Raw genomic sequence first — 22,395 nt, forward strand, 5'->3', positions numbered from 1 at the left:
GGACAGCGATGACTGCCGAGAGCGTGCGTGCCATCTGGTGCCGGGAGTTCCAGCGCGACGACATCTCCGTCGACGACGACTTCTTCGCCCTGGGGGGCCAGTCCCTGGTCATGGTGCGGATCCAGGGCGCCTACATCGAGGAGCTGGGCGTCGAGGTCCCGATGGACCAGATGTTCCTCCACCCGACGGTGGCGGCCATCTCCGCGTACATCGAATCCCAGGCTGCGACGACCGCCCCGTAGCCGCGTTGTGTCGAAGACCTACTGGTGAGAGAGGCGCGCCATGTACGACGTGATTGTCATAGGGGCCCGTTGTGCGGGATCGCCGACGGCCATGCTGTTCGCACGGCAGGGCTACCGTGTCCTGCTCCTGGAGAAAGCGCACTTCCCGCAGGACACGCTGTCCTCGCACTACCTGCACATGCAGGGCGTGGCGCTGCTCGACCGGTGGGGGCTGCTCGACCGGATCCGCGAGTCGGGCGCCCAGCCGATCACCCACCAGGTCTACCAGGGCCCGGGCGTGCGCATCGAGGGCTTCTCACTGCCGATCGACGGCCTGACGACCACCTACGCGCCCCGGCGGTACGTGCTCGACCCGATCCTCGCGGAGGGGGCCGTGGCGGCCGGTGCGGAGTTCCGCCAGGGGTGCGCGGTCAAGGACCTGGTGTTCGAGGACGACCGGGTCGTCGGGGTGCGGTACTCCACGCCCGGCGGCGCCGAGGCGACTGACCGGGCCCGCCTGGTCGTCGGCGCGGACGGCATGCGCTCCCTGGTGGCGCGCAAGGCCGGCGCGGAGTACGTCATGGAGCACCCGCGCATGACCACCACCTACTACAGCTACTGGTCCGGCGTCCCCGCCGACTTCGAGCTGTACGAGCGGCCGGGCCGCTGGATCGGCGTCCTGCCCACCAACGACGACCTCACGCTGCTCATGACGTACTTCCCGCAGGCGGACTACAACCAGGTCCGCAAGAACGTGGAACCCGCCTACCTGGAGGCGCTGCGCACCACGGCCCCCGAACTGTACGAGCGGATGCGCTCGGGCCGGCGCGAGGAGCAGCTCTACGGCACGGGCCACCAGGAGAACTACTTCCGCAAGGCCTACGGGCCCGGCTGGGTGCTGGTCGGTGACGCGGTCAACCACAAGGACTCCATCACCGCCCGCGGCATCACCGAGGCCTTCGTCCAGGCCCAGTCCCTCACCGGGTTCATCGGGGAGAACCTGCACGACGAGGCCGCGCTGCGGACGGCCCTGCGGCGCTACGAGAACGAGCTGGGCAACGAGGCCCTGCACCACTACCAGGGCGCGCTGAACGTGGCCGAGCTGAAGCCCGAGGGGCGCACGGAGATGCTCCGCAAACTCGTCGGCCACCAGGAGCACATCGACCGGTACTTCTCGACGCTGTCGGGCGCCTGCTCCATCGACGACTTCTACAACGACGAACTCCTGACCCTCCTCGACCAGGACTGAGCGACGACCGCGCCGTCCGGTTCGCCGATATTGGAGACACAATGATCCCGTTGTCGTTCGCGCAGCGCCGGCTGTGGTTCGTGGACCGTTTCGAAGGCCCCTCGCCGACCTACAACGGCGCGTTCGCGCTGCGGCTGACCGGCGACCTGGACGTGGACGCGCTCACGGCGGCGCTCCGCGACGTCGTCGAGCGGCACGAGGTGCTGCGCACGGTGATCGTCGAGGGCGACGACGGCGTACCGCACCAGCGGGTGCTGGCGGCCGGGGAGCAGCCGTTCGCCCTGCCCGTCGTCGAGGCCACCGGGCGGCTGCGGGCGGCTGCGGTCGAGGAGGCCGCCACGCAGACGTTCGACCTGGCCGCCGACGCGCCGATCCGGGCCAGACTGGTGCGCGGCGGACCCCGCGACCACACCCTGGTCGTCGTCGCACACCACATCGCGGTGGACGGGGAGTCCTTCGGGCCGCTGTTCCGCGACCTCACCACCGCCTACGCGGCCCGCGCCCGGGGCGGGGCCCCGGCGTGGGAGCCGCTGCCGGTGCAGTACGCGGACTACACGCTGTGGCAGCTCGACCTGCTGGGCGACGAGTCCGACCCGGAGAGCCTGGCGGCCCGGCAGCTCGAGTACTGGCGCGAGGCGCTTGCCGACCTGCCGCAGCCGCTGCCCCTGCCGACGGACCGCCCGCGCCCCCGGGTGATGAGCCCCGACGGCGACCGGATCCCGTTCTCCCTCGACCCCGCCCTGCTGGAGGGGGTGGAGAAGCTCGCCGCCGAGCTGGACACCACGGTGTCGATGGTCATGCACTCGGCGCTCGCGGTGCTCCTGAAGCACCTCGGCTGCGGCGACGACGTGCCCATCGGCGCGCCCATCACCGACCGCACGGACGAGGACCTGCGCGACCTCGTCGGGTTCTTCGTCAACACCTGGGTCCTGCGCGTCGACCTGAGCGGCAACCCCACCTTCCGCGAGCTGCTCCAGCGGGTGCGGGAGCGGTCCCTGGCCGCCTACGACAACCAGGACATGCCGTTCGAGCGGCTGGTGGAGATGCTCAACCCGCACCGCTCCACCTCCTACAACCCGTTCTTCCAGGTCATGCTCTCCTGGCAGCCGCCCGTCCCGCCGCTGGAACTGCCCGGGCTGGGCGTCCAGGTCGAGCGGCTGGAGACCGGCACCGCCAAGTTCGACCTCTTCTTCGACCTGCTGCCCAACGACGCCGGCGGGGCCGACTGCCGCCTGGAGTACGCCACCGGCCTGTTCGACCGGGACACCGCCGGCACCCTCGCCGAGCGGTTCGTCCGCGTCCTCGGCCTGCTCGTCGCCGCACCCGGGCGCCCGGTCGCCACCCTCGACGTCCTCTCCGCGGACGAGCGGGACCTCTGGCTCACCCGGGCCGTCGGCACGCCGGCCGAACTGCCCGCACTGACGGCCCCCCGGATGTTCGAGCGGCAGGCGGCCGCCACGCCCGACGCCCCGGCGCTCGTGTGCGACGGCCGGACCCTGACCTACCGGGAGCTGGACGACCGGGCGAACGCCGTCGCCTGGGAACTGATCCGGCGCGGGGCGGGCCCCGAGGACCTGGTGGTCCTCGCCCTGCCGCGCACCGAGAACCTCGTCGCCGGCCTGCTCGGCATCCTCAAGTCCGGCGCCGGATACGTGCCGATGGACCCGCAGTACCTCAGCGGGCGGGCGCGGACCGTGCTGTCCGAGGCCCGCCCCCGGTTCGCGGTCACCGACACCGCGACCTGGCGGGAGCTGCCGGCCGGCGACCTCGTACCCGTCGACCTCGACGACCGCGCCCGGTGGGACACCCCTGCCGGGGCGCCCGGCGACGCCGACCGGACCTCGCCGCTCGGCCCGGACAACCTGGCGTACGTCATGTTCACCTCCGGTTCCACCGGCACGCCGAAGGGCGCGGCGATCACCCACCGCAACGTCGTCAACGGCGTACGGGAACTGGTGCGCGTCCTCGGCACGCCGCCCGGGTGGCGGATGCCGGCCGGCACCTCGGTCAACTTCGACGTGTCGGTCTTCGAGCTGCTGACCACCCTCACCACCGGCGGCACGGCCGAGATCCTGCCCAACGCGCTGGCGCTCGGCGAACGGGACGGCTTCGACGGCCACATCCTCAGCGGCGTCCCCTCGGTCCTCGGCGAACTGGTCGGCCACCTGGACGCGGCGGCCGACGTGCGCACCGTCGTCTTCGCGGGCGACGTCCTGCCGGCCCGGCTGGTGCGGCAGGTGCGCGAGGCCCTGCCCGGCGCGCGGATCGTCAACTCCTACGGGCAGAGCGAGAGCTTCTACGCCACCACCTTCTCCCTCGCCCCCGGCCAGGAGTGGTCCGAGGGCGACGTCGCGCCCATCGGCTCCCCGCTGGGCAACATGCGCGCCTACGTCCTCGGCCCCGGCCTCGCCCCCGTACCCCAGGGCGTGGTCGGCGAGCTGTACGTGGCCGGTGCCTGCGTGGGCCGCGGCTACCACGGCCGCCCCGGCCTGACCGCCGGACGCTACGTGGCCGACCCCTTCGGCCCGGCGGGCGAGCGGATGTACCGCACCGGCGACCTGGCCCGCTGGAACGCGCGGGGCGAACTGGAGTGCGTCGGCCGCGGCGACGGCCAGGTGAAGGTGCGCGGCTTCCGCATCGAGACCGCCGAGGTGGAGGCGGTCGTCGCCGCGCACCCCGGCATCAGCGAGGCCGTGGTCATCGGCCGGGAACTGCCCGCGGGCGGCAAGCGGCTCGTCGCGTACGTCGTGCACACCGGCGAGGGCGCCGTGGGCGACGACGGCGACGGCGGCATCGGCGACGTGGACGTGCAGGCCGGGGCTTCCGCCGCCGAGCTGCGCAAGTACGTCGCGGCCCGGCTGCCCGACTACATGGTGCCCTCCGCGTTCGTCGCCCTCGGCAGCCTGCCGCTCGGGCCGACCGGCAAGCTGGACCGCTCGGCGCTGCCCGAGCCGGAGTTCCACGGCGAGACCTACCGGGAGCCCCGCACCGAGGCCGAGAAGATCATCACCGCCGCCTACGCGGACGTCCTCGGCGTGGACCGGGTCGGCGCCGACGACGACTTCTTCGCGGTCGGCGGGGACAGCCTGCGCTCCATCCAGGTGGTCGCGCGGGTCCGCGCCAAGGGCCTGGAACTGACCACCAGGGAGATCTTCGAGCGCCGCACGGCGGCCCAACTGGCCGAGGTGGCGGCCGACCGCCGGGACCGGACGCCCGTCCTCGCCGAACTCGACGGCGGCGGCGTCGGCCCGATGCCGCTCCAGCCGGTGGCCCGGCAGATCTTCGAACACGGCGGCGGCACCGACCGGTTCGCCATGTCGATGGTGCTGGAACTGCCCGACGGCATCGACGCCGACGGTCTCGCCGCCACCCTGGACGCCGTACTCGACCGGCACGACCTGCTCCGCGCCGCACTGGTGCCCGGCGACGAGCCCTCCCTCCTCGTGCGCGAACCCGGCACCGTCCGCGCGGCCGGCCTGATCCGCCGGGTCGACTGCGACGGCCGCTGGGACGAGCCGGCCGCGCTGGAGGCGGCCAGGGCGGAACTGGACGACGCGGTGGGGCGCCTGGATCCCGGGGCCGGCATCATGGCGGACTTCGTCTGGTTCGCCCCCGGCACCGGCCGGGGCCGCCTGCTGATGGTGCTGCACCACCTCGTCGTGGACGGCGTCTCCTGGCGCATCCTGATGTCGGACCTCGCCGAGGCCTGGCAGCGGATCCGCTCCGGCACCGCACCCGAACTGCCCGCGGTCGGCACGTCGGCCCGGCGCTGGGCGGCGGCGCTCGAGGACGAGGCGTACTCCCCCGAGCGCGAGGCGGAACTGACCCACTGGCAGAACGTGCTGGAGGAGTCCGACCCGCCGCTGGGCACCCGCCCCTTCGACCCCGCGGTGGACGTGTGGTCCACCGTCGACACCGTACGGGTGGAGCTGCCCTCCGACGTCACCGAGGCCGTGCTGAGCACGCTCCCCACGGCCTTCCGGGGCACCGGCACCGACGTGCTGCTCGCCGCCCTCGCCCTGGCGGTGAAGCGGTGGCGCGACGCGGACGCCTCGACCCTGGTCCGCCTGGAGGGACACGGCCGCGAGGAGCACGTCGTCCCCGGGGCCGACCTGTCCCGCACCGTCGGCTGGTTCACCAGCATGTACCCGGCCCGCGTCGACGTGCGGGACGTGGACCTGGCCGACGTGCTGGCGGGCGGCGCCGCCGCCGGACGGGCCGTCCGACTGGTCAAGGAACAACTGCGCGCCGTCCCCGGCAAGGGCGTCGGCTACGGGCTGCTGCGCTGGCTGAACGAGGAGACCGGCGAGCAGCTCGCCGACTGCCCGGCGCCGCAGATCGGGTTCAACTACCTCGGCCGGATCTCCGACTCCGACGTGCCCGAGCACCTGCGCGCCGAGGGATGGGGGCCGGCGTCCTGGTCCGCCGAGCTGATCGCCCTGCCGGATGCGGACCTGCCGGCGCTGTCCGCCCTGGAGGTCAACTCGGTCGCCACCGACACCCCCGAGGGTCCCCGGCTCCAGGCGGCCTTCATGTTCCCCACCGGGGTCCTGACCCGGGAGCGGACCACGGAACTGGCCGAGCTGTGGACCGAGGTGCTGCGCGGCATGGCCGCCTACGCCGCCCGCCCCGGCATCGGCGGGCTCACCCCCTCCGACGCCCCGCTGGTCCCGGTGCGGCAGTACGAGATCGAGGCGTGGGAAGAGCGGTACGGGCGGCTCACCGAGGTGTGGCCGCAGGCCCCCGGGCAGTCCGGCATCCAGTTCCAGGCCGCACTCGCCGAGGGCTCCTTCGACGTCTACCACATGCAGTTCGCACTGCACCTGTCCGGGCACGTCGACCCCGACCGCATGCGGGCCGCCGGACAGGCGCTGCTGCAGCGGTACCCGAACCTGCGCTCCGCGTTCCTCACCACCGACGACGGCGAGCCGGTGCAGGTCGTGCCGGACCACGTCGACCTGTCCTGGCGGCACCTGGACCTGACCGGCCTGAGCGAGGCCGAGCAGGACGCGGCGCTCGACCGGGCGCTCGCCGACGACCGCGCCGACCAGCTCGACCCGGCCCGGCCGCCGCTGATCCGCCTGGCGCTGCTCACCTGCGGGCCACAGCGGGCCAAGCTCGTCCTCACCGCGCACCACACCCTCTTCGACGGCTGGTCGTCGCCGATGGTGATCACCGACCTGATCAGGCTGTACTCCGGCACCCGGGAGGCGGCGCCGGTCCGCAGCTACGGCGACTACCTGGCCTGGCTGGCCACGCGGGACCAGGCGGTCTCCGAGGCGCGGTGGAAGGCCGAACTGGACGGATTCGACGAGCCGACCCTCGTCGCCCCGAACGCCGCCCTGAAGGGGACGGCGTCCGCCCTCGGGCGGGTCGAGGTACCGCTGTCGATCGACAAGGGACGCGAACTCGCCCGCCGCGCCGCCGAACTGGGCGTCACCCTCAACACGCTGCTCCAGGGCGCCTGGGCGGTCCTGCTGTCGCGGCTCACCGGGCAGCACGACGTGGTCTTCGGAGCCGCCGTCAACGGCCGCCCGGCCGACCTGGCCGGCTCCGACGAGATGGTCGGCCTGTTCATCAACACCCTGCCGACCCGGGTGAACTGCGCCCCCGAGCACACCCTGGGCCAGGTCATCACCGACCTCCAGGACCGGCAGACCGCCCTGCTCGACCACCACCACTACGGGCTGGCCGACATCCAGCGCGGCGTCGGCCTGCCCGCCCTGTTCGACACGCTGCTCGTGTTCGAGAACTATCCGATCGACCGTGAAGGCATGGTGGAGGCCAACACCTCGGCGGGCTTCACCATCGACGGCATCCGGCCGTTCGCGGGCTCGCACTATCCGCTCACGCTCAACTCCTCCGACCCCTACCTGCGGCTCTCCCTCGACTACCAGAACAACCTCTACGACCGCGACGCGGCCGAGGAGATCGCCGTCCGGCTGGTGCGGGTCCTCGACCAGCTCCTGGCCGACCCGGCCACCCGCCTCGGCGACCTCGACGTACTCGGCGGCAAGGAACGCGACTGGCTGCTGCGCGAGGTGAACGACACCGCCGAACCGGCCCCGGCGGCGGGCCCGGCGGAGTCCGTGCGCCGGCAGGCCGAGGCCACCCCCGAGGCCGTCGCCGTCATCGCCGAGGACACCTCGCTCACCTACGCGGAACTGGAGGAGCGCGCCAACCGCCTGGCCCACTGGCTGATCGACCGCGGAGTGCGGCCCGAGTCGCCGGTGGCCGTGCGACTGCCGCGCTCCGCCGAACTCGTGGTCGCGCTGCTGGCCGTGCTCAAGGCCGGCGCCACCTACGTCCCGATCGACCCGGACCACCCGCGCTCCCGCATCGACCACATCGTCGAGGACGCCCGCCCCGTGCTCGTCCTGGACGCCGACACCCTCGCCGGCGCCGACCGCACGGCCCACCCGGCGACGGCGCCCACCGTGACCGTCCGCCCGGACAACGCCGCGTACGTCATCTACACCTCCGGCTCCACGGGCAAGCCCAAGGGCGTGTCCGTCACCCACCGGGGGCTGGCCAACTTCCTGGCCACCATGCGGCGCCGGTTCCCGCTGGCCCCCCGCGACCGGCTGCTCGCCGTGACGACGGTCTCCTTCGACATCGCCGGACTGGAGCTGTACCTGCCGCTGACCTCCGGCGCGGCGGTGGTGCTGGCGGGCAAGGAGACCGTCGCCCAGCCCTCGGCCGTACGGGAGACGATCCGCCGCCACCGGGTGACCGCCGTGCAGGCGACACCGGCGTTCTGGCAGATCCTGCTCATGGAGGAGCCCGACGGCGCCGCCGGCCTGCGGATCCTGGTCGGCGGGGAGGCACTGCCGCCGCAGCTCGCCGAGGCCCTGGCCGGGCAGGCCGCCGAGGTGACCAACGTCTACGGTCCCACCGAGACGACGATCTGGTCGACGAGCGCGCCGGTCACCCCCGGCGCCGGCGACCCGTCCATCGGCACCCCCGTCGGCAACACCCAGGTGTACGTCCTCGACGCACGACTGCGGCCCGTACCGCGCGGCGTGCGCGGCGAGCTGTACATCGCCGGCGACGGCCTCGCCCGCGGCTACCAGGGCCGGCCCGACCTCACCGCGGGACGGTTCCTGGCCTGCCCGTTCGGCGGTCCCGGCACCCGGATGTACCGCACCGGCGACCTGGTGCGCTGGCGCGAGGACGGCCGCCTGGAGTACATCGGGCGCACCGACTTCCAGGTGAAGATCCGGGGCTTTCGCATCGAACTGGGCGAGATCGAGCACGTCCTGGCCGAGCACCCCGCCGTGGCGCAGGCCGTCGCCCTGGTGCGCGAGGACCGCCCCGGCGACCAGAAGCTGGTCGCGTACGTGGTGCCGGCCGGCAAGGCGGACCCGGCCGGGCTGGACCTCGCGCCCCTGGCGGAGCTGCTGCGCCGGCGCCTGCCGGAGTACATGGTCCCGTCGGCGATCGTGCCGCTGGCCGAGTTCCCCACCAACCCGAGCGGGAAGCTCGACCGCGGCGCGCTCCCCGCTCCCGGCCAGGGCGGGGCCCAGGCCGGACGGGCGCCGCGCACCCCCACCGAGGAAGTCCTGTGCGGGCTCTTCGCCGACCTGCTCGGCCGGGAGGAGATCGGCATCGACGACGACTTCTTCGGCAACGGCGGCCACTCCCTGCTCGCCACCCGGCTCAGCGGACGCATCCGCAACCGGTTCGGCGTCGACTCCAAGGTCACCCTGGTGTTCCGCAACCCGACCGTCGCCCAACTGGCGGCGCGCATCGAGGAACTGACCGCGGACGACTCCCCGCCGCGCAAGAAGAACCGCCCCCAACTGCGCCAGATGACCGTGTAGGAGTGTGCGCCCGATGATTCCGCTGTCGTTCGCCCAACGCCGGCTGTGGTTCCTCCACCGTCTGGAAGGCCCCTCCGCGACCTACAACATCCCCTTCGTCCTGCGTCTGGAAGGGCAGCTGGACACCGCGGCCCTGGCCGCGGCCGTCACGGATGTCGTGACCCGGCACGAGACGCTGCGCACCCTCGTCGCCGAGGACGCGGACGGCACGCCCGAGCAGCGGATCCTGCCCCCACGGGAGGCGGCCGTCCCGTTCCGGGTGGTCGACGTGGCCGCGGACGCGCTGGACGCCGCGCTGGGCGAGGACCTCGGCCGGGGCTTCGACCTGGAGACGGAGCTGCCGCTGCGCACCACCGTCTTCCGGCTCGCCCCGCGGGAGCACGTCGTCGCGTTCGTGTTCCACCACATCGCGGTGGACGGTGCCTCCATGGCGCCGTTCCTCCAAGGGCTGGTGTCGGCGTACACGGCCCGCCACCGGGGCGCCGCCCCGCAGTGGGAGCCGTTGCCGGTGCAGTACAAGGACTACACGCTGTGGCAGCGCGAGGTGCTGGGCGACGAGGCGGACCCGGAGTCGGTCGCCGCCGGGCAGATCGACCACTGGCGCCGGGAACTCGAAGGAGTGCCGCAGCCGGTCCAGCTCCCCCTGGACCGGCCCCGCCCGACCATGTCCGACCACCGCGGCGGCCACGTCGCCTTCGAACTGGAACCCGAGCTGCTCACCGGGCTCGGCAGGCTGGCCGCGGAGCGGGGCGCCACGCCGCCGATGGCCGCGCAGGCCGCGCTCGCGGTCCTCCTGCACAAGCTGGGCGGCGGCACCGACCTGACGATCGGCAGCCCCATCGAGGGACGCGCCGACGAGCAGCTCGACGCACTGATCGGGTTCTTCGTCAACACGTGGGTGCTGCGCGCCGACCTGTCGGGCGACCCGTCCTTCGGCGCCCTGCTGGAGCAGGTGCGGGACAAGGCCCTGGACGCCTACGACAACCAGGACATGCCGTTCGAGCGGCTGGTGGAGCTGCTGGGCCCGCAGCGTGCCACCTCCTACCAGCCGCTGTTCCAGGTGATGCTGGCCTGGCAGTTCGTGTGGCCGCCCATCGAGATGCCGGGGCTGCGGGCGACACCCGTCGCGGCGGACACCGGGACCGCCAAGTTCGACCTCTTCCTCAACGTCGTCCCGCGCGCGGACGGCGGCGCCTACGGGCGCCTGGAGTACGCGACGGAACTGTTCGACCACGCCACCGCCGAGGCGATCGTCGACCGCTTCGCGCGCGTCCTGCGGCAGGTGGTCGCCGACCCCGGGGCGCCGCTGGCCGCCGTGGACGTGCGTACCGACGCCGAACGGGAGCTGCTGGCACGGGTGAACGACACGGCGGCCCCGGTGCCGGGAGCGACGGTGCCGGAACTGGTCGCCGACCGCGCCGCCCGCACACCCGACGCCACGGCTGTGGTGTGCGCGGACACCGAACTGACGTACCGGGAACTCGACGCCCGCGCCGGCCGGCTCGCCGCACGCCTGCGGGAGCACGGCGTCGGACCGGACGTCCTGGTCGCCGTGGCCCTGCCCCGCCGCGCCGACCTGGTGGTCGGGATGCTCGCCGTGCTCAAGGCCGGCGGCGCCTACCTGCCGGTCGACCCCGCCTACCCGTCCTCGCGGATCGGCCTGCTCCTGGACACCGCCCGTCCGGCGCTGGTGCTGACCGGCGGCGAGGCGGCGGCGGTCGTGGCCGGCTCCCCGGCGCCCGTCCTGAACCTGGACGACCTGCGCCTCGACGACCCCGGCACCGACGCCGGCCCCGAGGGCCGCGACGTCCGCGTCTCGGCGGACGACCTGGCCTACGTGATGTTCACCTCCGGCTCGACCGGCACCCCCAAGGGCGTCGCCGTCACGCACGGCGCCGTCGTCAACGGCGTGCGGGACCTGCGCCGCACCGTGGGCGTCGGGCCGGGGTCGCGGATGCTCGCCGCGACGTCCGTGAACTTCGACGTCTCCGTCTTCGAGATCTTCACGGCCCTCACCGCCGGAGCCACCGTGGAGATCGTCCGCGACGTCCTCGAACTCGCCGAACGCGGTGCGTGGTCGGGCACCACGATCAGCGCCGTGCCCACGGTGTTCTCCGCACTGCTCGACCAGCTCGCCGCCGCGGGCCCGGGCGCGGGCGGTCTCGACGTCGAGACCGTCGTCTTCGCCGGCGAGGCCCTCACCGCCGACCTGGTGCGCAAGGTGCGCGACGCCCTGCCCGGCGTCCGCGTCGTCAACGCCTACGGGCAGACCGAGAGCTTCTACGCCACCACGCACACCGTCCCCGAGCAGCCGGACGGGACCGGCGCGGTCCCCGTCGGCCGCCCCCTCGCCAACATGCGCGCCCACGTCCTCGGGCCGGACCTCGCCCCGGTGCCGCCCGGCGTCACCGGCGAGCTGTACGTCGCCGGCCGGCTCGCCCGCGGCTACCACCTCGACGGCCGGGCCACCGCCCAGCGGTTCGTGCCCTGCCCGTTCGGCGAGCCCGGCGCGCGGATGTACCGCACCGGTGACCTGGCGCGGTGGGACGGCGACGGCCGGCTCACCTACGCGGGACGCGCCGACACCCAGGTGAAGGTCAACGGCATCCGCGTCGAGCCCACCGAGATCGAGGCGGTCCTCGCCCGGCACCCCGCGGTCGGCCAGGCCGTCGTCACGGTCCGCGAGGACCCCGCCGGCACCGCACGCCTCGTCGGTCACGTGGTACCGGCCCCTGCCGAGGACGGCGCGGACGCGGACCACGTCCCGGTCGCGGAGCTGCGGCGGTTCGCCGCCGAGCGGCTGCCGGACTACATGGTGCCCGCCCTCATCGTGGCGCTGGACCGGCTGCCGCTGACCGCCAGCGGCAAGCTGGACCGGGCCGCGCTGCCCGAGCCGGAGTTCACCGGTGCCGAGTACCGTGCGCCGCGCACCGAGACCGAGCGGATCCTCGCCGAGGTGTACGCGGACGTGCTCGGCGCCGAACGGGTCGGCATCGACGACGACTTTTTCACCAGCGGCGGCGACAGTATCCGCTCCATCCAGGTCGTCGCGCGGGCCAAGACGCGCGGCGTCGTCGTCGGCACCCGGGAGGTCTTCGAGCACCGCACGGTCGTCCGGCTCGCGGAACTCGTCGAGGGCCGCCGCCGCGAGGAGCCGGTACGCCTGGCGGAGCTGCCCGGCGGCGGCACCGGCTGGGCGCCGCTGCCGCCGACCGCGGCCCACGTCCTCGAACTCGGCGGCCCCATCGGCCGGTTCTGCATGTCCGCGCTGCTGACCCTGCCCGAGGACATCGACCACGGGCAACTGGTCGCCACGCTCCAGGCCGTACTGGACCGCCACGACGCCCTCAGGTCCCGGCTCGACCGCACCGGACCCGGCCTGCGCATCGCCCCGGCCGGCACCGTGGACGCCGGCCTGTCGCTGCGCGAGGTCCCCCGCGACGGCTCCGACGCGCAGGCCGAACTGGACGCGGCGGCGGGCCGGCTGGACCCCGACGCGGGCGTCATGGCGCAGTTCGTGCGGTTCACCTCCGCCACGGAAGCGGACCGGCTGCTGATCGTGCTGCACCACCTGGTCGTCGACGGGGTGTCGTGGCGGATCCTGCTGCCGGACCTGGTGTCCGCCTGGCAACGGGTCCGCGACGGGCTCCCGCCGGAGCGCGCCGGGGCGGGCACCTCGCTGCGCCGCTGGACGCACGCGCTGGCCGACGAGGCGGCCGCCCCCGAGCGGGTGGCGGAACTGCCCCGGTGGCAGGAGATCCTGCGCGGCGAGGAGGCCCCGCTCGGCGCGCGCGCCCTGGATCCCGTCCGCGATGTCGCCGCCACCGTGGACACCGTCCGCGTCCAGGTGCCGGCGGACGTCACCCGGACGCTGCTCGACACGGTGCCCTCGGTGTTCCGGGGCGGCGCCGACGACGGGCTGCTGGCCGCCCTGGCGCTGGCGCTGGTGCGCTGGCGCCGTACCCGCGGCGTGCCCGGCTCGGCCGCGCTGGTCAGGCTGGAGGGACACGGCCGGGAGGAGCACCTGGTGCCCGGCGCCGACCTGTCCGGCACGGTCGGCTGGTTCACCGCGATGTTCCCGGTCCGCCTGGACCTGGCAGGCGTCGACGTGGCGGACGCCTTCGCCGGCGGCCCGGCGGCCGGCCGGGCCGTCAAAGCCGTCAAGGAGCAACTGCGGGCGGTACCCGGCAGCGGCGTCGGCTACGGCCTGCTGCGCCACCTCAACCCCGCCACCGCCGCCGACCTCGCCGGACGGCGCCCGCCCGAGATCGGGTTCAACTACCTCGGCAAGTCCTCCGCGGCCGACATCCCCGAGGAACTGCGCGGCCTGGGCTGGACTCCCGACACCACGCACCGCGACCTGATCGCCGCCCCGGACGCCGACATGCCGGTGCTGTCGGCGCTGGAGATCAACGCGGTCGCCACCGCCACCCCCGCCGGCGACGAACTGACCGCCTGGTTCGGCTTCCCGACCGGGGTGCTCTCCCGCGACGAGGTCACCGAGCTGGCCGCGCTGTGGGTCGAGGCGCTGACCGCCCTGGCCCGGCACGCCGCGGCCCCCGACGCCGGCGGACTGACCCCGAGCGACGCGCCGCTGGTCGACGTGGCGCAGGAGGAGATCGACACCTGGGAGGCCCGGTTCGGCCCGCTGGCCGAGGTGTGGCCGGTGACCCCGGCGCAGTCCGGGATGCTGTTCCACACCATGCTCGCCGGGGCGTCCTCGTTCGACGCCTACCACATGCAGATGGTGTTCCACCTGTCCGGCGACATCGACCCGCGGCGGATGCGCCGCGCCGGGCAGGCACTGCTGGACCGGCACGCCAATCTCTGCGCCGCCTTCGTCGAGCAGGCGGACGGCGACGTGGTGCAGGTGGTCCCGCGCGAGGTGACGCTGCCCTGGCGGCACCTCGACCTGACCGCGGCCGGCGCGGAGGCGACCGGGGCGTTCGAGCGGTTCCTCGCCGAGGACCGGGCCGCCCACTTCGACCGGGCCGCCCCGCCGCTGTTCCGGCTGGCCCTCGCCGTCCTCGGACCCGACCGCACCGAACTGGTGATGACCGCCCACCACGTCCTGTTCGACGGCTGGTCCACGCCCCTGCTCATGCGGGACCTGCTGCTGCTCTACGCCTTCGACGGCGACCGGGCCGCCCTGCCGCCCACCCGCGGCTACGGCGACTTCCTGACCTGGCGCGCGCGGCAGGACCGGGAGGAGTCGGCCCGGGCCTGGGCGGCCGAGCTGGAAGGGCTGGAGGAGCCCACCCTGCTCGTCCCCGGCGCCGAGGCCGCGGGCGACGACGGCCTCGGCACGGTCGAGGTCCCGCTGCCGCCCGCGACGGCCCGCGACCTCGGCCGCCGCGCAGCCCGTCTGGGCGTCACCGTCAACACCCTGGTGCAGGGCGCGTGGGCGCTGCTGCTCGGCCACCTCACCGGCCGCCAGGACGTGGTGTTCGGCGCGACCGTCTCCGGGCGCCCGCCCGCGGTGACCGACGTGGAGTCGATGGTAGGACTGTTCATCAACACCCTCCCCGTCCGGGTCCGCCACGCGCCCGGGGACACCCCCGCCGAGATCCTCACCCGGCTCCAGGACCGCCAGGCCGGCCTGTTGGACCACCACCACCTCGGGCTCACGGAGATCCAGCGGGCCACCGGACTCCAGTCCCTCTTCGACACCCTGGTCGTCTTCGAGTCGTACCCGGTGGACCAGGAGGGCCTCGGCGCCGCCCTGGACGCCACCGCCGGGATCGCCCTCACCGGCATGACCGCGGACACCGGCACGAACTACCCGCTGACCCTGATGGCGCTGGTCGAACCGCAGTTGCGGCTCACCCTCCAGTACGCCCGGGGCGTCCTGGACCGCGAGACGGTCCAGACGTACGCGGCGCGTCTGGTCAGGGTCGTCGAGCAGCTCACCACCGCGCCCGGCCTGCCGGCCGCCCGTCTGGACACCCTGGGCCCGGACGAACGCCGCCGACTGCTCACCGGTTTCAACGACACGGCCGCCCCGACCCCGGACACCACCGTCGGCGGGCTCGTCGAGGCGCAGACGGCCCGCACCCCGGACGCGACCGCCGTCGTCGCCGACGACGTGACGCTCACCTACCGCGAGCTGGACACCCGGGCCGGCCGCCTGGCCGCGGAACTGGTCCGCCGGGGCGTGGGCCCCGAGTCGCTGGTCGCGGTGTCGCTGCCGCGGTCGGCGGACCTGGTGGTCGCCCTGCTGGCGGTGCTGAAGGCGGGCGGCGCCTACCTGCCCGTCGACCCCCGCTACCCCGGCCACCGCCTGCGGGCCATCCTCGAGGACGCGCGGCCGTGCCTGGTCCTGACGGACTCCGCCACCGCCGGGACCCTGCCGGAGCACGACGCCCCGCACGTCCGCCTCGACACACTCGACCTCGACCGCGACCTCGGCGAGGGCCCCGCCGGTCCGGCGGCGCGGGTGCACGCGCGGCAACTGGCGTACGTGATGTACACCTCCGGTTCCACCGGGACCCCCAAGGGCGTCGCCATCACCCACGCCAACGTGGTCAATGGCGTGCTGCGTCTCGCCTCCCGCGTGGGACTCGGACCGGGCAAGCGGATGCTGGCCGGCGCCTCCGTCAACTTCGACGTCTCGGCGTTCGAGATCTTCACCACGCTCGCCACCGGCGGCATCGTCGAACTGGTCCGCGACGTCCTGGTGCTGGGGGAGCGCGCGAGCTGGAGCGGCGCCGTCGTCTCCACCGTGCCGTCCGCCTTCGCCGAACTCGTCGACCGGATCGCGGACCGCACCTCGGTGGAGACCGTCGTCTTCGCCGGCGAGGCCCTGCCCGTCCCGCTCGTCGAGAAGGTCCGCGACGCCTTCCCCGGCGTCCGCGTCGTCAACGCCTACGGGCAGAGCGAGTCGTTCTACGCCACCACCGGCACTGTCACCGGCGACACCCGGGACGCGACGGGCAACGCGCCCGTCGGCACGCCGCTCGGCAACATGCGCGCCTACGTCCTCGGCCCCGGCCTCGCCCCCGTGCCGCAGGGCACCGTCGGCGAGCTGTACGTCGGCGGCAGCGTGGGCCGCGGCTACCACGGCCGCGCCGCGCTGACCGTCGAACGGTTCGTCGCCGACCCCTACGGCCCGCCCGGCGCGCGCATGTACCGCACCGGCGACCTGGCCCGCTGGAACGCGGACGGCCAGGTGGAGTACGTGGGCCGCGCGGACACGCAGGTCAAGGTGCGTGGCTTCCGCGTCGAACCCGGCGAGGTCGAGGCCGCGTTCACCGCGCACCCGGACGTCACCGGGGCCGCCGTCGTCGCCCGGGGCACCGGCGCCGCCAAGCGGCTCGTCGCGTACGCCGTGTCCTCGGGCGCGACCACCGTGCAGGAACTGCGCCGGTTCGTCGCCGAGCGGCTGCCCGAGTTCATGGTGCCGTCCGCCGTGGTGCTCCTGGACCACCTGCCGCTGATGCCCAACGGCAAGCTGGACCGGGCCGCGCTGCCCGAGCCGGAGTTCACCGGCGCCCCCTACCGCGAGCCCGGCACCCCGCGCGAGAAGGCCCTGGCCGAGCTGTTCGCCGAGGTGCTCGACGTGGACCGGGTCGGTCTCGACGACGGCTTCTTCACGCTCGGCGGGCACTCCCTGCTCGCCACCCGGCTGATCAGCCGCGCCCGCGCCGAACTGGGCATCGAGATCCCCATCCGCCAGGTTTTCGACCAGCCGACGGTCGCCGCGCTCGCCGCGTGGTCCGAGGCCTCGGCCGCTCCCCGCCGCCCCAGCATGCGCCAGATGTTCACCAAGGAGTGAAGCAATGATTCCGCTGTCATTCGCACAACGCCGCATGTGGCTGCTGCACAAACTGGAGCGGGGCGCGGCGACGTACAACATATCGGCGGCTTTCCGGCTGACCGGCACCCTTGACCAGGACGCCCTGGTCGCGGCGATCCACGACGTGGTCGAGCGGCACGAGATCCTGCGCACCACCTACGGGACCGACGACGCCGGCGAGCCGTACGCGCGGATCCGGCCGATGGCCGAGGCGGCGCTGCGGGTGCCGGTGACCGAGGTGACGCCCGAGGGGCTGTCCGCCGAGGTCGAGCGGGCCGTCGCGCACCGCTTCGACCTGGCGGCCGATCTGCCCTTCCGCGCCGCCCTGCTGCGCTGCTCGCCTCAGGAGCACGTCCTCGTCCTGGTCATCCACCACATCGCCTCGGACGGCAGCTCCAGCGCGCCGCTGATGCGGGACCTGGTCGACGCGTACACCGCGCGCCGGGACGGCCGGGCGCCGGCGTGGGAGCCGCTGCCGCTCCAGTACAAGGACTACGCGCTGTGGCAGCGCGAGGTGCTCGGCGACGTGGCCGACCCGAACAGCCTCGCCGCGACGCAGATCGAGCACTGGCGCAAGGAACTCGCGGACGTCCCTCAGCCGTTGACCCTGCCGCTGGACCGGCCGCGGCCCGCCGAGGCCGGCACCCGCGGCGACACGGTCGGCATCGAGGCGGGTCCCGAGGTGGTGGCCGGGCTGCAGAAGCTCGCCGACGCGCGCGGGATGAGCCTGTCGATGGTTGTGCAGTCCGCGCTGGCGGTGCTGCTGGGCAAACTCGGCGGCGGCGAGGACGTGACGATCGGCTCCCCGATCGCCGGGCGCACCGACGAGGCGCTGGCCGACATGATCGGCTGCTTCGTCAACACCCAGGTGCTGCGCGCCGACCTCTCCGGCAACCCGTCGTTCACGGAGCTGCTGGCGCAGGTGCGCGACAAGGCACTGAGCGCCTACGAGCACCAGGACGTGCCGTTCGACGTGGTGGTCGAGGCGATCAACCCCGAGCGTTCCGCGGCGTACCAGCCGCTGTTCCAGGTGATCTTCTCCTGGCAGAGCTACGAGAAGCCGGACCTCACGCTGCCCGGCCTCCGGATGCGGTTCGAGCAGGCCGTCCCGTCGACCGCCATGGTCGACCTGACCTTCTTCCTGGCCGTGGACGGCACGGGGGCGCTGAGCGGGGACCTCCAGTACGCGACCGACCTGTTCGACCGCGGCACGGCCGAGGAGATCGCCGCCCGGCTCGTGCGGGTGCTGGAGCAGTTCGCCGCCGACCCGGGCCTGCGCGTCGGGGACGTCGACGTGCTGAGCGGCCCGGAGCGCGAGCGGCTGCTGGTGGGGCTGAACCCCGCCGGCGCCCCCGTCGACGAGGTCACCCTGGTGGAGCTGTTCGAACGGCAGGCGGCGCGGCGGCCCGACGAGACCGCCGTGGTCCACGAGGACACCGCGCTCACCTACGGGGAGCTGAACGCGCGGGCCAACCGCCTCGCCCGCCACCTCGTCGCCGAGGGAGTGGGCCCCGAGTCCCTGGTGGGCGTCTGCCTGGAGCGCTCGGCGGAGCTGGTCGTCGCGCTGCTGGCGGTGCTGAAGGCGGGCGGCGCGTACCTGCCGATCGACCCCGACTCCCCGGCCGACCGCATCGCCTACATCGTCGAGGACGCGGCGCCCGTCCTGCTGGTCACCACGGGCGCCGTACTGGACCTGGCGCACGACCTCCCCGTGGTCCGCCTCGACGGGGCCGGTGACCTGGACGCGCGGTCCGCCGCCGACCTCACCGACGCCGAGCGCCGCACGGCCCTGCGTCCCGCGCACCCGGCGTACGTCATCTACACCTCCGGTTCGACGGGCCGCCCCAAGGGCGTGCCCGTCCCGCACCGCAACGTGGTCGGGCTCTTCACCGCCACCCGGGACTTCGGCTTCGGCGCCCACGACGTGTGGACCCTCTTCCACTCCTACGCCTTCGACTTCTCGGTGTGGGAGCTGTGGGGCCCGCTGCTGCACGGCGGACGGCTCGTCGTGGTCCCCTTCGACGTCTCGCGTTCCCCCGCCGACTTCCTCCGGCTCCTCGCCCGCGAGCGGGTCACCGTCCTCAACCAGACGCCCTCGGCCTTCTACCAACTGGCCCAGGCCGACGCCGACGCCCCCGGCCAGGACCTGGCGCTGCGGTACGTGGTGTTCGGCGGCGAGGCGCTGGACCTGAACCGCCTCACCGACTGGTACACGCGCCACGCCGCCGACGCGCCGGTGCTGGTGAACATGTACGGCATCACCGAGACCACCGTCCACGTCACCCGAGTCGACCTGGACGAGCACTCCGCCGCCCGCCACCGGGCCGGCGTGATCGGCCCCGCCGTCCCGGGGCTGCGCGCCTACGTCCTGGACGCGCACCTGCGCCCGGTGCCGGTCGGTGTGACCGGCGAGCTGTACGTGGCGGGCTACGGCCTGGCCCGCGGCTACCACGGCCGGCCCGGCCTGACCGCGGGACGCTTCGTGGCCTGCCCGTTCGGCGGGCGGGGCGAGCGGATGTACCGCAGCGGCGACCTGGCCCGCTGGGGCCGCGACGGCAACCTCGAGTACGTGGGCCGCGCCGACTCCCAGGTGAAGATCCGCGGTTTCCGCATCGAGCTGGGCGAGATCGAGCACACGCTGGCCGGGCACCCGGACGTGGCGCAGGCGGTGCTCCTGGTCCGCGAGAACCAGGAGGGCGACAAGCGCCTGGTGGGCTACGCGGTGCCCGGGCCCGGCGCCGCCGTCTCGGGGGAGGAGCTGACGGAGTACCTGCGCGGACGCCTGCCGGACTACATGGTGCCGTCCTCGGTGACCGTGCTGACCGAGATCCCGCTGACCTCCAACGGCAAGGTCGACAAGCGGGCCCTGCCCGCCGAGGACGCGACGACGACCGCGGCCGGCCGGGAGCCGCGCAACGCCTACGAGCACGCGCTGTGCGAGCTGTTCGCCGAGCTGCTCGGCCTGGAGAGGGTCGGTGTCGACGACGGCTTCTTCGCGCTCGGCGGCCACTCGCTGCTCGCCACCCGGCTCAGCGTCCGCATCCGCAACCGGTTCGACATCGACATCCCCATCAGGACGATCATCCGGTACCCCACGGTGGCCGAACTGGCCGCGCTGATGCTCGCCGGCGGCACCCCCGACGACGACGCCGACTCCTTCGCGGTCGTCCTGCCCCTGAACGAGGACCCCGGCACGGGCAAGAAGCCGGTGTGGTTCGTGCACGGCGGTGGCGGCCTGGGCTGGGCGTACTACAGCTTCGTGCTGCACCTGCCGGACCGGGCCGCCTACGCGCTCCAGTCCCGCGGCTCCGACGGCGTCGAGCCGCTGGCCACGTCCGTGGAGGAGATGATCGAGGACTACGTCGCCCAGATCCTGAAGACCCAGCCGCAGGGGCCGTTCAACCTCATCGGCTGGTCCTACGGCGGCTCCGTGGTCCAGGCCGTCGCGGACGCCCTGCAACGGCGCGGCCACGAGATCGCCCTGGTGGCCGTCCTGGACGCCCAGCCGGGCGGCCACGGCTTCGAGGAGGTGCACGCCGGCAAGGACTCGTCGGACTTCCGGGCGGAGCTGGAGGACGACTTCGGCCAGTACATCCGCACCGGCAACCGGCAGGAGTTCCTGGACACCATGTCGAAGGTGCTGGCCAACAACACGGCCCTGATGATGGATTTCGAGTCGCCGGTCTACCGCGGCGACCTGGTGTACTTCAACGCCACGCTGGAGGACACCTCGTACGCGCACCTGTGGCGGCCCCACGTCCAGGGCTCCCTGGAGGTGCACGACGTGGCGGTCACGCACCACGAGATGCACATGCCGGGACCCGTGGCGGAGATGTTCGAGGTCTTCCACCGGAAGCTGGCGTAGCGCATGCGCGCCCGAGCGGGTTCAGCGACTTTCAGCACACTGTCAGCGAACTTTCAGCGATGTCGAACGGATGATGGGGGTTGGTCGTGGTGACGGATCCTGGCGTGCCCGCGGGGCACGGGGAGGGGACCACGCTGCTGTGCGTGCCGTTCGCGGGGGCGGGGCCCTCGTTCTTCCACCCGTGGCGGAACCTGGCCGCCGGGCGGTGGCGGGTGACCTCGGTCGAACTGCCGGGCAGGGAGAGGCGGCTCCTGGACCCGCCGTACCGCAACGTAGTCGAGGCGGCCCGCGGTGAGATCGACGACATCGTCGCGGACCTCGGTGAGGGGACGCGGACCGTGCTGTTCGGGCACAGCCTGGGCGCGGTGCTCGCCTACGAGCTGGCGCACCTGCTGAGCGCGCGGGGGGTGCCCGTCGAGCGGCTGGTCGTGAGCGGCTCGCCGGGTCCGTGGACGCAGCGCGAGCGGCGGGCGGCGGGGCTGGAAGGCGACGAGTTCCTCGCCCGCGTCGAGGAGTTCGCCGGGTTCCGGCACGAGGCGCTCGACCATCCGGAGATGCGGGAGCTGATCCTCCCGACGCTCCAGGCCGACTGCGAGATGCACGAGGCCTACGTGCCCAGCACCGACGACCCGGTGCGGGTGCCGATCACCTCGCTGCGGGGCGACCACGACGGGCTGGTCACCGCCGAGGAGGCCCGGCAGTGGCGGGCGGCGACCACGGCCGGGTTCGACTACGTGGAGTTCCCCGGCGACCACATGTACCTGGTCGACCTCGGCCGGGAGGTGCTGGACGTGATCGAGGCGGAGTCCGCGCGCGAACGCGGGGCCGGCGCCGCGGCCCGCCCGTGACGGCCCCCGCGAGTACGGTGCCGTGCGGGATCCGGCGACGGCGCGGGCCCACGGTGCGGTGGCCGCTCACGACGCGAGCGTGACCCGGGCCGGACCGCCCGGCATTTCTTCCAGCGCCGCCCCGGCCAGGCATCTGCCGCCGGGGCGGCGCCGCGCTGTGCGGGCGTCCCGGGCGAAGACCACGAGCCGCAGCACCAGGAACCGGCCCACCCCGGCGAGCGCCGAGGCGGACAGGAAGACGGCCTGCTCCAGCACCGCGCCGGGCGTTGCCACCAGCAGGTGCAGCACGGCCATCGCCGCGCACGTCACCGCGTACGCGACGGCGGCCGACCCGGCCGACTGCGTGTGCTGGCGGCGGGTCGCCCGTCCGCCGGTGCCGAAGGTGAAGCGGGCGTGCAGTTCGGTGGCGAGGAGCGTGGACACCACGGTGATCACGGCGTTGGCCAGCGCCCAGGGCAGCACCGCGGCGAGGCCCGCCACGGCGAAGCCGGAGGCGAGCCCCACTCCGCCGCCGCAGAGCACGAAGCGCGCGGCGGCCAAGGCGCCGGATGCCGTCTGCGGCCGACACGGTGTTGTCGTCATGGTCCGGCCCCC

The 22,395-nt window shown here is 73.9% G+C and carries 7 protein-coding genes; 6 read left to right on the plus strand and 1 reads right to left on the minus strand.

Going from position 1 to position 22,395, the window contains the following annotated elements; genetic code table 11:
• Positions 1-8 precede the first annotated feature (8 nt).
• The 6 genes from ACIQ8B_RS30520 (at position 9) to ACIQ8B_RS30545 (ending at position 21,801) form a co-directional block, all read left to right on the plus strand.
• Positions 9-242 (plus strand): acyl carrier protein, encoded by a 234-nt coding sequence (locus ACIQ8B_RS30520; protein WP_290010072.1) that lies wholly within the window; start codon positions 9-11, stop codon positions 240-242.
• 40 nt (positions 243-282) lie between these two features.
• Positions 283-1,470 (plus strand): NAD(P)/FAD-dependent oxidoreductase, encoded by a 1,188-nt coding sequence (locus tag ACIQ8B_RS30525; protein ID WP_403551287.1) that lies wholly within the window; start codon positions 283-285, stop codon positions 1,468-1,470.
• A gap of 41 nt (positions 1,471-1,511) precedes the next feature.
• Positions 1,512-9,293 carry an amino acid adenylation domain-containing protein gene (locus ACIQ8B_RS30530; protein ID WP_403551290.1) on the plus strand — a complete coding sequence of 2,594 codons (7,782 nt, stop codon included), beginning with the start codon at positions 1,512-1,514 and terminating at the stop codon, positions 9,291-9,293.
• 13 nt (positions 9,294-9,306) lie between these two features.
• A complete protein-coding gene (locus ACIQ8B_RS30535) occupies positions 9,307-17,067 on the plus strand; it encodes an amino acid adenylation domain-containing protein (RefSeq protein ID WP_403551292.1) in 7,761 nt (2,586 codons plus the stop codon).
• 4 nt (positions 17,068-17,071) lie between these two features.
• Positions 17,072-20,953 carry an amino acid adenylation domain-containing protein gene (locus ACIQ8B_RS30540; RefSeq protein WP_290010081.1) on the plus strand — a complete coding sequence of 1,294 codons (3,882 nt, stop codon included), beginning with the start codon at positions 17,072-17,074 and terminating at the stop codon, positions 20,951-20,953.
• A gap of 104 nt (positions 20,954-21,057) precedes the next feature.
• On the plus strand, positions 21,058-21,801 hold the full coding sequence (locus ACIQ8B_RS30545) for a thioesterase II family protein (RefSeq protein ID WP_403551294.1): 744 nt from the start codon (positions 21,058-21,060) through the stop codon (positions 21,799-21,801).
• Between the two features lie 66 nt (positions 21,802-21,867).
• Here ACIQ8B_RS30545 and ACIQ8B_RS30550 read toward each other — a convergent pair whose 3' ends face one another.
• Complete coding sequence (locus ACIQ8B_RS30550; protein WP_403551296.1) at positions 21,868-22,383, minus strand: hypothetical protein; 516 nt, start codon at positions 22,381-22,383, stop codon at positions 21,868-21,870.
• Between the last annotated feature and the right edge of the window lie 12 nt (positions 22,384-22,395).

It is taken from the genome of Streptomyces sp. NPDC096105, assembly GCF_044763335.1.
GTDB lineage: Bacteria > Actinomycetota > Actinomycetes > Streptomycetales > Streptomycetaceae > Streptomyces.

Coding starts and splice junctions, on each gene's coding strand:
- ACIQ8B_RS30520 (WP_290010072.1), top strand. CDS start 9: ATGACTGCCGAGAGCGTGCGTGCCATCTGGTGCCGGGAGTTCCAGCGC.
- ACIQ8B_RS30540 (WP_290010081.1), top strand. CDS start 17,072: ATGATTCCGCTGTCATTCGCACAACGCCGCATGTGGCTGCTGCACAAA.
- ACIQ8B_RS30530 (WP_403551290.1), top strand. CDS start 1,512: ATGATCCCGTTGTCGTTCGCGCAGCGCCGGCTGTGGTTCGTGGACCGT.
- ACIQ8B_RS30535 (WP_403551292.1), top strand. CDS start 9,307: ATGATTCCGCTGTCGTTCGCCCAACGCCGGCTGTGGTTCCTCCACCGT.
- ACIQ8B_RS30550 (WP_403551296.1), bottom strand. CDS start 22,383: ATGACGACAACACCGTGTCGGCCGCAGACGGCATCCGGCGCCTTGGCC.
- ACIQ8B_RS30525 (WP_403551287.1), top strand. CDS start 283: ATGTACGACGTGATTGTCATAGGGGCCCGTTGTGCGGGATCGCCGACG.